Origin of the sequence: Nitratireductor sp. CH_MIT9313-5, assembly GCF_037029545.1 — a bacterium.
Classification (GTDB): Bacteria; Pseudomonadota; Alphaproteobacteria; order Rhizobiales; family Rhizobiaceae; genus Chelativorans.
The window spans coordinates 329,341-340,882 of the sequence record NZ_JAYMER010000014.1; the positions used below are offsets into that span (position 1 = coordinate 329,341).

The following is an 11,542-nucleotide window of genomic DNA, read 5'->3' on the forward strand; positions in this document are numbered from 1 at the left end:
ACATGGCTGAGTTGCTTGACAGGATCGGCCTTGGCCCTCGGGTCGGGCAGGAAACGCTTGTTGATGGCGTTGCAGATGGCTATGAAGCATTCGCTCTGGCCCAGGCCTCGCGCGAGCTTGCCCCGGATGGACCGACCATTTTCGTGATGCGTGACGGCCAACGTCTCGCGCCATTGGTCGAGGCACTGAAATTCGTCGCACCCGAACTGCCTGTCCTGGAACTGCCGGCCTGGGACTGTCTTCCCTATGATCGCGTATCACCGGGGGCGGATGCGTCCGCACGCAGACTTTCCGCCATGGCTTCCATGGCTGCTCTTGCCGAGACACCACACCGAGCCATCGTGCTTGTGAGTGCCAATGCCCTCCTGCAACGCATGCCGCCGAAAGAGCAAATCCGCGCGCAGACTTTCTCAGCCAGGCCCGGCAACCAGATCTCGATGGAAGATCTGACGCAACGGCTGGAGGCAGCAGGCTTCGACCGCGAACCGACGGTGAGGGACGTTGGGCAATACGCGGTCAGGGGCGGCATACTTGACCTCTATGCGCCAGGTTCGGAAGAGGCGCTGCGACTGGATTTCTTCGGCGACACACTGGAATCCATTCGCGCGTTCGATCCCGAAACGCAGCGCACCACTGGACAGCGCACATCAATCTCGCTCAATCCGATGAGCGAGGTCTCACTCACAAGCGATACAATAAGCCGCTTCCGGCGGAACTATATCCAAACCTTCGGGGCACCGAAGCGTGATGACGCGCTTTACACGGCTGTCAGCGAGGGTCGCCGCTTTGCCGGCATGGAACATTGGCTTCCCTTGTTCCATGATGAGCTGTCGACTGTCCTCGACTATCTGCCGGATGCGCCCGTGATCTTCGACCATCTGGCGCTGGAAGCGATTGAAGAGCGCTACACACTCATCGAGGATCATTTCGAGGCGCGCAAAAGGCAAAATGAAGGCGATGCCCTCAATGCGGCAGTCCCCTACAATCCAGTGGAGCCGCCGAAGCTTTATCTCTCACCCGCTGATGTCAAAAAGCGCATGGAGGGCCGCACGCAAGTGCGCTTCACGCCATTCCATTCGCCTGATGGAAGCAAGCTCAAGGTCCTGCACGCGGGCGCAAGTGCGGGGCGCAGTTTCAAGGAAGAACGGGCTGATCCGAACGCGAATGTCTTCGATCAGGTAGTACGCCACATCAGCAAGCTTCGCTCCGACGGGCGCAAGGTTCTTGTGGCGGGGTGGAGTGAGGGCTCCAGCGATCGCCTGGCGCAGATACTGGCTGAACACGGCCTGGAAAATCTCAAGCGCGTTGAGACGCTGTCCGAGCTCGCCTCACTGCCAAAGGGGCAGGCCGGACTAGGACTTCTTCCACTCGAAGCGGGTTTTGAGACAGCTAATCTCGCGGTCATTTGTGAGCAGGACGTACTGGGCGACCGCCTGGTGCGAAAAAGCCGCAAACGCAAGAAGGCCTCCGATTTCATCAGTGAGGTCAATGCACTCTCGGCCGGCGACATTGTCGTTCACGCCGATCATGGCATTGGGCGTTTCATTGGCCTGAAAACGATCGAAGCCGCAGGAGCGCCGCACGACTGTTTGGAATTGCGCTACGCGGGCGATGATCGCCTGTTTCTTCCGGTAGAGAATATCGAACTTCTCTCTCGTTACGGCTCGGACAGCATTGATGCCGTTCTGGACAAGCTTGGCGGTGGCGCATGGCAGTCACGCAAGGCAAAGCTCAAGAAACGCCTGCTTGAGATGGCTGGCCAGCTTATCGAGATTGCAGCACAGCGTGCCATGCGACCCGGAGCACGTATACAGCCCCCGGAAGGTCTCTATGGCGAGTTTGCAGCGCGCTTTCCATATGACGAGACCGACGACCAGCAAAACGCCATTGATGCGGTTCTGGATGACTTGTCATCCGGCAAGCCGATGGACCGGCTGATTTGCGGCGATGTCGGCTTCGGCAAGACGGAAGTCGCACTTCGCGCGGCCTTTGTGGCGGCCATGGAAGGGCTTCAAGTTGCGGTCGTCGTCCCGACAACGCTTCTCGCTCGCCAGCATTACAAGACATTCAAGGAACGCTTCTCCGGCTTGCCGCTTCGGGTCGAGCAGGCCTCCCGCCTTGTGTCCACCAAGGAGCTGAACCAGACCAAGAAGGGACTGGCGGAAGGGACGGTCGACATCGTCGTGGGAACCCATGCGCTGCTTGGCAATGCGGTCAGCTTCAAGAATCTCGGCCTGCTGATCATTGATGAAGAGCAGCATTTTGGTGTCAAGCACAAGGAACGGCTCAAGGAACTGAAGGCTGACGTCCATGTCCTGACGCTTTCGGCAACCCCCATCCCGCGTACCCTGCAACTCGCGCTGACGGGTGTGCGGGAGCTTTCGCTGATTGCGACACCGCCTGTCGACAGAATGGCCGTGCGCACCTTCATCTCGCCATTCGATCCGCTGGTGATCCGCGAGACGCTACTGCGTGAACGCTATCGCGGCGGCCAGAGCTTTTACGTTGTACCGCGCATTTCCGACCTGGATGAAGTCGCGCAGTTTCTTGCCGATGAAGTGCCAGAACTAAAGGTGGCCCGCGCGCACGGCCAGTTGCCTCCGGGCGAACTCGACGACATCATGAACGCCTTCTATGACGGCCAATATGATGTTCTGCTGTCGACAACCATCGTGGAATCCGGCCTAGACATCCCGACCGCAAACACGCTGATCGTGCATCGTGCTGACATGTTCGGCCTATCCCAGCTCTACCAGATCCGCGGACGCGTCGGCCGCTCGAAGGTGCGTGCATACGCGCTCTTCACGCTGCCGGCAAACAAGAAGCTGACGGCGACGGCAGAGCGCCGCCTGAAGGTGCTTCAGTCTCTGGACACGCTTGGTGCAGGCTTTCAGCTGGCAAGTCATGATCTGGACATGCGTGGTGCAGGCAATCTTCTGGGCGATGCACAGTCAGGGCACATCAAGGAGGTTGGCTACGAGCTCTACCAGCAGATGCTGGAAGAGGCCGTCGCTGAACTGCGCGGATCCGGCGAAGCGGTCGATACCGGCTGGTCGCCTCAAATCACGGTGGGTACCGCTGTCATGATCCCGGAAAATTACGTGCCGGATTTGCAGCTGCGTCTCAGCCTCTATCGGCGCCTCGGCGACCTGGAGACGCCAGAGGAAATTGACGCCTTCGGTGCCGAAATGATCGACCGCTTCGGCCCGATGCCGGAAGAAGTCGAACATCTGCTGAAGATCGTCTACATCAAGGCTCTGTGCCGCAAGGCCAATGTCGAGAAGCTGGACGCCGGTCCGAAAGGTATTGTCGTGCAGTTCCGCAACCAGGCCTTCCCGGAACCCGCAGCACTTGTCGGCTACATCGCGCAGCAAGGCAGCATGGCCAAGATCCGACCAGATCAGAGCATTGTGTTCATCAGGGATCTGCCCACGCCGAAAAAGCGGCTTTCAGGCGCGGCTGTGGTCATGACGCAGCTCGCCAAACTGGCGGAGAAAAAGGAAGCGGCCTGACTGTAGGCAGGCCTATGGCTGATCAAGCGCGCCCGCGGCCTTGGCGTCTGAAACCTTGCGAATGGCATCTGCCAGCGCCTCTGGCGGCTGTGCACCCATCAGTGCATATTTGCCCTCCAGAAGGAAGCAGGGCACACCGGTAACACCCATTTTCTGCGCGGTACCCACTTCCTGTGAGACTTCCTGCAAGTCTGCCTCGGTGGGAAGAAGGGTTTCGACTACCGCACTGTCCATCCCGCTCTCTCGTGCTGCCTGAATGAGAACCGCGTGGCTGCCAATATTTGCGCCCTCTAGGAAATAGAGCTCGAACAGGCGCCGTACGAGCTTGTCCTGAACACCTTCTCCAGCACTTGCTGCCCACCTGATGACCCTATGCGCATCAAGCGTGTTGGGTGATTTCTCGATCCGGTCGAACTTGAAGTCGATCCCCGCATCGCGCCCGGCTTCTCTCACCCGATCATAAAGAGCCTGCGCCCGCTCGCGGCTGCCGAACTTCTCTTCCAGATAAGTCTGGCGATCCTTGCCTTCCGGCGGCAATGTCGGGTCGAGCTGATAAGGACGCCAGTGGATCGCGACATCAATGTCGCGCACCTGCTCGAGCGCCCGTTCCAGGTTCTTTTGGCCAATGAAACACCACGGACACATGACATCCGAGATGACGTCAATGCTAAGGCTGCGATTTTCGCTCATTGATCTGCCTTGCGCCACCAACTGCGCAGCTTGTAGCCGGTTAGGGCCTGTTCTTCTGGATGTTCAAGATAGTTCCAGTAGGCGATCCACTGCTTTGCACTGTGCTGGGTCGGGACATAGTAGGCGCCGGAGATCAGCAGGCGGTCAAGCGCACGGACCGCGGCATTGTAGGTCTCGGAATCGCGTGCATTCAGCATCGCATCAATCATCGCATCGATGGCAGGATCAGCCGCACCGGAGAGATTGAAGGAACCCTCTGCCTTGGCAGCTTCCGACCCCCAACGTCCCAACTGCTCCACGCCAGGTGACAGCGAACCGGAGAAGCCGACAGAGCCGATCATCATGTCGAAGTCATAGGTCTGCTTGCGCTGCTGCATCTGGGAATCGTCGAGCAGGCGCAGCGTGACATTCACGCCGATCCGCTTCAGGGCACGCTGATACACGGTTGCCAGCTTTTCCTCATCGGCGGAAGCAAGCAGAATTTCGAACGAGACCGGTTCACCGTCTGGATCCTTGAGCACACCGCCATCAATGGAGTAGCCGGCTTCACGAAGTTTGGAGACGACCGAACGCAACCTCTCGCGACCGATCTCCTCGCTCTTCATGAGCTCTTCGCCGTAAGTGCCGTCCATTACCTCCGGCAAGACGCGATCCTTGTAAGGCTCGAGCAATTCGCGCTCAATGTCATTTGCAGGGCGGCCAAGGGCCGAAAGCTCGGAGCCCTGCCAGTAGCTCAGAGTGCGAACATGCTCACCATCAAGCATGTTCTTGTTGACCCATCCGAAGTCGTAAAGTTCCGCAAGCGCGCGGCGCAGCGCTGGATCGGCAAATTTTTCGCGGCGCGTGTTGAAAACGAAGCCGGTCACGACCGGAGGGATCCGCGTTTCAAACGCTTCCACCTTCACGTCACCATTCTTGGCAGCCGGGAAGTCGAAGTCGCGTTCGATTTTCTGTGGGTCCAATCCGGTATAGATCGGACCTGCATAAGCCGAGCAGATGCCTTTCTTGAACGCCTCGAACTGGGCGTTCTCGTTCAAGAAATATTCGATGGTGATCTGGTCGTAATTGTCAAAACCGCGCATGGAAGGGACATCCGCCCCCCAGTAGTCCGGATTGCGCTTGAACACGATGCGGGATCCGGGTTCAACCCTTTCGATCACATAAGTGCCGCTTCCGGTTACGGGCTCGAGCGTCGCCTGATCAAAGGTTTCTCTGTCGAAGGCGTGTTCGGGGATGACAGGCGTCATTGCTACGATGAGCGGGAATTCCCGGTCGGCGCTTTCATTGAAGTTGAAGCGAACACCGTGCTCTCCGACCTTCTCGATGCTTGCAATGCGCGCCATGCGGCTTGAATAGGGCGGGCGCCCTTTCTCCGCAAAAGTTTCATAGGTGAAGATTACGTCTTCCGGCGTAACCGGTTCACCATCAGACCAACGTGCATCCGGGTTCAGGTTGAAGATCGCATAGCTGCGCTCTTCATCCATCTCGACGCTTTCTGCCAGCAAGCCGTAAAGCGTGAATGGTTCGGCGGCACTGCGACGCATCAAAGGCTCAAAGACGAGATTGCCGAAGATAGAGTCGATCACGCCACGCGCGGTGGTGCGCATGCTCTTGAGGATGAAGGGATTGAGATTGTCGAAGGTACCGACAACGCAATAGGTCACTTCACCGCCCTTCGGCGCGTCTGGATTGGCATAGGGGAAATGTGTGTAGTCAGCGGGTAGGGCCGGCTCGCCATTCATGGCAATGCCATGACGTGCTTCCTGCGCGTTCGCTAAGGAATGCAATGCCAACAGGCTGGAGATCGCCAGAGCCGGCAGGCGGAAAAGAGCAGAGCGCATTGCGTCAACCTCAAATGCTTGATCGATTCGCAGCCACACCGGCCACAGCTTTATCCTTGCGGGCCGTTTGGCACTTGTCCACTCCCCCTGCGAAAGGGAAGTGCATGCAAGGACCAGCTTACGGCACTGGATTTAAGCCGTCAGCCGTTGTAACACCGCTCGCGAGCCATGCTGTCGCCGCATTCAACCCACAACAGGTGGTCGCGAAGCGGACGCACAGCGTCGCAACCGAGTTTCACGAAGGACGGAAAACATGAAGAGCCTGATAGCGAAAGCGACACGCCTGGCACTGGTATTCGGCGGCGCAATGGCCGCCAGCGTAGCGGCAGGTGGCGGCGCCGCTGTGGCACAGCAGCAGGCACAGCCGGACGGCTGGTTCAAGGCCTGCACCAAGCAGGATGAAGTAGACGTCTGTAATGTTCAGCATCTGCTGCGCACGCAGTCCGGTCAGCTCCTGACCGCGATCAATCTGATTGAGGTGAAGGGCAAGGTAAACCGCCGCGTTCTGCAGATTGCCGTTCCGACGGCCCGCCTGATCCCGCCCGGTGTCGGCCTTCAGGTTGATGGTGGCGCGACCACCAAGATCGACTACGCGATTTGCCTGCCGGATCGTTGCGTGGCTGAGGCCCAGCTTTCCGATCAGATCGTGGCATCCTTCAAGAAGGGTTCTGAGCTGACCCTGACCTCGGTCAACTTCCAGAACCAGCCGAACCCGATCAAGATCACGCTGAAAGGCTTCACCGACGCTTTCGATGGTGAGCCGCTCAAGCAGGAAGACCTCAACGCCCGCCAGCAGAAGCTGCAGGAATTCGTGAACAAGAACAATGAAGAGTTCACGAAGAAGCTCAAGGAAGCTCAGGAAAAGGCGAAGCAGGGTCAGTAGACCCCGCAGATCGATCTGATAGCGAAACAGGGCCCGCGCGGCCCTGTTTTCGTTTCAGGCGAGGTTGTTAGTGTTCGTGGCGCTCTCGTGGAGCGAGCCGCCCTTCGATCGTTTCGACAAAGAATTCGTCGATTTGCGGATGGCGAAGTGGCTCGCCGGAATCGTCGGGCAGCAGGTTCTGCTCGGAGACATAGGCGATATAATCGGTCTCTTCATTCTCTGCGAGCAAGTGGTAGAACGGCTGATTTTTCTCTGGCCTAACGTCCTCGGGTATCGACTGATACCATTCCTCCGTATTCGAAAAAACGGGATCGACATCGAAAATAACACCGCGAAAGGGATAGATGCGGTGTCGGACGACTTGCCCGATCGAGAATTTCGCTGTCTTCATCTTGTCCATCATGTCCTGCCTTATCCACTATGTGGCGCGGCACGACAAGCGCTTCAACATTTCCAAGCCGTACGACCTGCGGCAAACCAAGTTCGGTAAAGCTGTACTATGGCGGATATCATAGGCCTGGTTCTTCCCTTTTTCGGCCTGATTTTCATCGGTTTCATTACTGCTCGCATTGCCAGACAACCAATCGAAGCGCTTGGCTGGATGAATGTGTTCATCGTCTATATCGCGCTGCCGGCGCTCTTTTTTCAGCTCGTTGCAAAAACACCCTTCGAGCAGCTTGGCGAATGGCGTTACATCCTGGGCGTGGTTCTGGCGACCTATGCTGTTTTCACCATCATGTTCGCGATCTCCTGGCTAGGCACCGGCCGCGACATTGCATCAAGCACGATCAAGGGTCTGGCTGCTTCTTATGGCAATATCGGCTATATGGCGCCGGGACTGGTGCTTTTAGCCTTCGGACCGGAGGCTGCGGTGCCTGTCGCGCTGATCTTCAGCTTCGAGAACGTGATCCACTTCGCCGTTGCGCCCATGATGATGGCGATAGCAGGAAGCGAGAAGGGCAGGGGCTTTGCCCTGATCTTTCAGGTCCTGCGAAAGATCATGCTGCACCCATTCATCCTCTCCACGGCAGCGGGTGTGATTGCCGCGTATTTCTCGTGGCAGCCACCGCTCGCCATCGAGCGTTTCCTCTCCTATCTGGCCGGTGCCGCCGCACCTTGCGCGCTGTTCGCCATGGGGGTCACTCTGGCACTTCGACCCCTAAGCCGTTTCCCTTCCGAACTTGCACTGATCGTACCTTTGAAGCTCCTGGTGCATCCGATCATTTGCTATCTCGTGCTTGGTATGATCGGCTCTTTCCCGCGCATCTGGGTCTTTTCGGCAGTCCTCGTGGCGAGCCTGCCAACCGCTACGAATGTTTTCGTACTCGCCCAACAATATGATGTGTGGGTTCAACGAGCCTCTGCGAGCATTCTGATCACCACCGGCTGTTCGGTCTTCACCGTCACCGGACTGCTCTACGCAATCATGAACGGCTATCTGCCGGTTGATCCGTTTCCCTGACGCGCGATAGCGAAGGAAACGTCGGCAGTATCGACCGCAGTCCGCTGCCGGGGCGCATGCCTTCGCGCATGAAGAAGCTGCGCAAGCCGGGAATGTTGTCGAGCAAAGCAAGCCCTGCGCCTCGCGCAAGCTGGGCCGGAAGATTGGAAGCCAGAAGGGAGCTGTTCACGAGCGAGACGGCTCCGCTGCGCGCGAAGATGTCCGGCAGTCGCCGACGCTCATAGCGGGTCAGAACCTGATCGGCCCCCGGATCGTCGAAGCCGTCACCCACACACTCGCTAAGATCCGCGACATCGCGCAGGCCCAGATTGAGCCCCTGTGCCGTGATGGGCGGGAACACATGAGCAGCCTCGCCCACAAGAGCAACGCGCCGGGCAGCAAACCGCTTGGGCAGGACCGAGGAAAGCGGAAACAATCCGCGTCCCTGCTCGATCTCCACCTTGCCAAGCATAGATTGCAGTTGCGTCTCCACGCGTTCTGCCAGAACGTCGTCACTCAGTTCTGCCCATAAAGCGGCCTGCTCGGGCGCCATCACCCAGACCAGGCTTGAACGATAGCCGCCCGGCAGCGGCACCTGGGTGCAAGGACCATGTTCGGTGTGGAATTCCGTGGATGCATACCCGTGATGACGCTTGTGTCCGAAATTGCAGACGAGGGCGGTCTGCGGCAGAGCGCGATGGCGCACTCCTATGCCAGCGGCTTCGCGGGCGGACGAGCTGCGCCCATCGGCCGCGACACACAAACGAGCGGTTATTCGCTCCCCGTTGCCGACTACGGCTTCCACTTCATTTTTATGGAGGATCCACTCGGAGACAAGCGAGCGCTCCCATCTGATCCCGGCGCTCGCCTCGACTCTTTCGGCCAGCGCTGCGTTCAGCACTCTGTTCGGAATATTGTAGCCAAAGGCGTTTTCGCCGATTTCTGCAGCGCGGAAAGTGACTGCCGGGCTGCGAATGAGACGCCCGGTCGCATCCACGATACGCATTATGCTGAGCGGAGCGGCCTCATCCAGATCCCGTGCAGCCAGACCAACGGTTTCAAGCAACTCGATAGAGGGCAGCATCAGTGCTGCCGTGCGCTGTTCCTGTGATGAAGGTTCAGGCCCGATCAGCGTTACCTGAAAATTCTTCCGTGCAAGCGCAAGCGCTGCAACGAGTCCAACGGGACCGGCACCGGCCACAATTATATCGGTTCGCTCGCCCGTGGTCATCTTCAGCTCCTTCAATGCACACTGCGATATATGGCAGTGATGGCCTCGCGATCAATGAGTGAAGTCTGGCTCGTCGGCCCGCGATCGGCAGGTGCGGGTGCTTTCGTGGTTTTCCACATGCATCCTTCAGCTTTACCCCTTGCGCTGTTGCTGCTCATGCTATTACCGCAGACAAATGGCTGTCGCCCGGGCAACCGGAATATTGGCGGCTTGGATCTGGTCCGGCTGGAGGTGGCAAAAATGAATGCAAAGCGGGTGACGGCACCGCAGGCGAAAGCCTTCTCGGTCCATCTGCTGACCGCCTCCGGTTCCTTTCTCGCATTCCTGTCACTGGTGGCCGCAAGCGAGGAGCGCTGGACCGCCATGTTCTGGTGGCTTGGATTGGCGCTCTTCGTAGACGGCATTGACGGTCCGATTGCGCGCAAGCTTCAGGTGAAGGACGTTCTGCCGAACTGGTCCGGCGACATGCTCGACAACATCATCGACTATGTGACCTATGTCCTCATTCCCGCTTTCGCCCTCTATCAAAGCGGCTTCATGGGCGAGGGGCTATCGTTTCTCTCCGCAGCCCTCATAGTTGTGTCGAGTGCGATCTACTACGCGGATACGGGGATCAAGACGAAGGAGAACTTCTTCAAGGGCTTTCCGGTGGTCTGGAACATGGTTGTTTTCACGCTGTTCGTGATCAAGCCCGGTGAATATATCTCGTTCGCGGTCGTAGCGATTTCCTGCATCTTGACCTTCCTGCCGATGAATTTCCTTCATCCGGTACGCGTGGTGCGGTTACGCTCGATAAATCTCACCATCTTTCTCGCCTGGTGTCTCTTCGGCGCCATCTCCCTGCTTGCCCAACTCACCCCGCCCCAATTTGTGGTTTGGGGTATAGGCGCAACGGGGGCGTATCTCTTTGTAATTGGCGGCATCATGCAGTTGATGCCAAAGCTTGGTAAAAAGGAAGCCTGACATGGCCAAAGCTATCCGCATCCATGAAACCGGCGGTCCAGAAGTTCTGAAATATGAAGAGGTCGAGACGCCTGCGCCGGCTGCTGGCGAGGTGCTCATAAGGCAGAACGCAGTCGGCCTGAACTTCATCGACATCTATTTCCGCACCGGCCTCTATCCCGCCAAGCCTCCATTCACCCCAGGGGGGGAAGGCGCTGGTGTCATCGCCGCGGTGGGAGAGGGTGTCACGCAGTTCAAGGAGGATGATCGGGTAGCTTACGTTACCAATGGTGGCGCTTATGCACAGGAACGCCTGATGCCCGCCGATCGGGTCGTGAAGATCCCCGACGGTGTAAGCGATGAGCAGGCCGCTGCAATTATGCTGAAGGGTATGACAGCGTGGTATCTTTTGCGCCGGACATTTCCGGTCCAGAAGGGCCATCGCATCCTCTATCACGCCGCTGCCGGCGGTGTCGGACTGATACTTGGCCAATGGGCAAAGCATCTCGGTGCGCAGACAATCGGCACCGCAGGCGGGGAAGAGAAGGTCAAACTAGCGCTTCAGCATGGCTATGACAGCGTGATCGACTACAAGACGGAGGATTTCGTAGAGAAGGTCGCAGCACTCACCGAAGGTAAGAAGTGCGACGTCGTTTATGATTCAGTCGGCAAGGACACCTTCGAGGGCTCGCTGGACTGCCTGCGCCCGCTGGGAATGTTTGTAAGCTTTGGCCAGTCTTCCGGCCAGGTGCCGCCATTCTCCATCAATCTTCTCGCACAGAAAGGCTCGATCTTCACGACGCGGCCGACGCTCTTCACTTATGTGGCCGAGCGCAAGGAACTTGAGACCGCAGCTGACGAATTGTTCGGACTTGTGAAGGACGGTGTCATCACGCCGACGATCAACCAGCGTTACCCGCTTGCCGATGCCGGTCGTGCCCACGACGATCTGGAAAACCGGCGCACAAGTGGAGCTACCGTTCTGCTGCCATAGGCTCTATT

General features: G+C 58.2%; 9 protein-coding genes. 5 read left to right on the top strand and 4 right to left on the bottom strand.

Features of this window, described 5'->3' with window-relative positions; all coding sequences use genetic code 11:
* Positions 1-2: 2 nt before the first annotated feature.
* The gene (mfd, locus tag WA367_RS09110; RefSeq protein WP_336056458.1) at positions 3-3,512 is read left to right on the top strand and encodes a transcription-repair coupling factor; all 3,510 of its coding nucleotides are present in this window, start codon (positions 3-5) and stop codon (positions 3,510-3,512) included.
* 12 nt (positions 3,513-3,524) lie between these two features.
* On the opposite strand, the gene WA367_RS09115 is transcribed toward mfd, so the two are convergent.
* Both WA367_RS09115 and WA367_RS09120 read right to left on the bottom strand, forming a co-directional pair.
* Positions 3,525-4,202, bottom strand: coding sequence for a DsbA family oxidoreductase (locus WA367_RS09115; protein ID WP_336056459.1), 678 nt, complete (start codon positions 4,200-4,202; stop codon positions 3,525-3,527).
* On the bottom strand, positions 4,199-6,043 hold the full coding sequence (locus tag WA367_RS09120; protein WP_336056460.1) for an extracellular solute-binding protein: 1,845 nt from the start codon (positions 6,041-6,043) through the stop codon (positions 4,199-4,201). The genes WA367_RS09115 and WA367_RS09120 overlap by 4 nt, the downstream gene beginning before the upstream one ends.
* A gap of 253 nt (positions 6,044-6,296) precedes the next feature.
* On the opposite strand from WA367_RS09120, the gene WA367_RS09125 reads away from it, so the two are divergent.
* Positions 6,297-6,926 carry an invasion associated locus B family protein gene (locus WA367_RS09125; RefSeq protein ID WP_336056461.1) on the top strand — a complete coding sequence of 210 codons (630 nt, stop codon included), beginning with the start codon at positions 6,297-6,299 and terminating at the stop codon, positions 6,924-6,926.
* Positions 6,927-6,993: 67 nt separating this feature from the next.
* Here the strand turns inward: WA367_RS09125 and hspQ are convergent, their stop codons facing one another.
* Positions 6,994-7,317, bottom strand: coding sequence for a heat shock protein HspQ (hspQ, locus tag WA367_RS09130; protein WP_336057090.1), 324 nt, complete (start codon positions 7,315-7,317; stop codon positions 6,994-6,996).
* A gap of 108 nt (positions 7,318-7,425) precedes the next feature.
* Here hspQ and WA367_RS09135 point away from each other — a divergent pair, with 108 nt between their 5' ends.
* Positions 7,426-8,388 (top strand): AEC family transporter, encoded by a 963-nt coding sequence (locus WA367_RS09135; protein WP_336056462.1) that lies wholly within the window; start codon positions 7,426-7,428, stop codon positions 8,386-8,388.
* On the opposite strand, the gene WA367_RS09140 is transcribed toward WA367_RS09135, so the two are convergent.
* Positions 8,351-9,598, bottom strand: a complete 1,248-nt coding sequence (locus WA367_RS09140) for a UbiH/UbiF family hydroxylase (protein WP_336056463.1) — start codon at positions 9,596-9,598, stop codon at positions 8,351-8,353. The genes WA367_RS09135 and WA367_RS09140 overlap by 38 nt on opposite strands.
* 240 nt (positions 9,599-9,838) lie before the next feature.
* Here WA367_RS09140 and pcsA point away from each other — a divergent pair, with 240 nt between their 5' ends.
* Together pcsA and WA367_RS09150 are read left to right on the top strand one after the other, a co-directional pair.
* Positions 9,839-10,561 (top strand): phosphatidylcholine synthase, encoded by a 723-nt coding sequence (gene pcsA / locus WA367_RS09145; protein ID WP_336056464.1) that lies wholly within the window; start codon positions 9,839-9,841, stop codon positions 10,559-10,561.
* A 1-nt stretch (position 10,562) separates the two neighbouring features.
* Entirely contained in the window at positions 10,563-11,534 is a 972-nt protein-coding gene (locus WA367_RS09150) for a quinone oxidoreductase family protein (RefSeq protein WP_336056465.1), read from the top strand.
* Positions 11,535-11,542 lie beyond the last annotated feature (8 nt).

What these genes read in the sequence shown, in the direction of transcription:
- mfd (WP_336056458.1), top strand. Translation starts at nt 3, where the DNA reads ATGGCTGAGTTGCTTGACAGGATCGGCCTTGGCCCTCGGGTCGGGCAG.
- WA367_RS09140 (WP_336056463.1), bottom strand. Translation starts at nt 9,598, where the DNA reads ATGACCACGGGCGAGCGAACCGATATAATTGTGGCCGGTGCCGGTCCC.
- WA367_RS09120 (WP_336056460.1), bottom strand. Translation starts at nt 6,043, where the DNA reads ATGCGCTCTGCTCTTTTCCGCCTGCCGGCTCTGGCGATCTCCAGCCTG.
- WA367_RS09150 (WP_336056465.1), top strand. Translation starts at nt 10,563, where the DNA reads ATGGCCAAAGCTATCCGCATCCATGAAACCGGCGGTCCAGAAGTTCTG.
- pcsA (WP_336056464.1), top strand. Translation starts at nt 9,839, where the DNA reads ATGAATGCAAAGCGGGTGACGGCACCGCAGGCGAAAGCCTTCTCGGTC.
- WA367_RS09115 (WP_336056459.1), bottom strand. Translation starts at nt 4,202, where the DNA reads ATGAGCGAAAATCGCAGCCTTAGCATTGACGTCATCTCGGATGTCATG.
- WA367_RS09135 (WP_336056462.1), top strand. Translation starts at nt 7,426, where the DNA reads ATGGCGGATATCATAGGCCTGGTTCTTCCCTTTTTCGGCCTGATTTTC.
- hspQ (WP_336057090.1), bottom strand. Translation starts at nt 7,317, where the DNA reads ATGAAGACAGCGAAATTCTCGATCGGGCAAGTCGTCCGACACCGCATC.
- WA367_RS09125 (WP_336056461.1), top strand. Translation starts at nt 6,297, where the DNA reads ATGAAGAGCCTGATAGCGAAAGCGACACGCCTGGCACTGGTATTCGGC.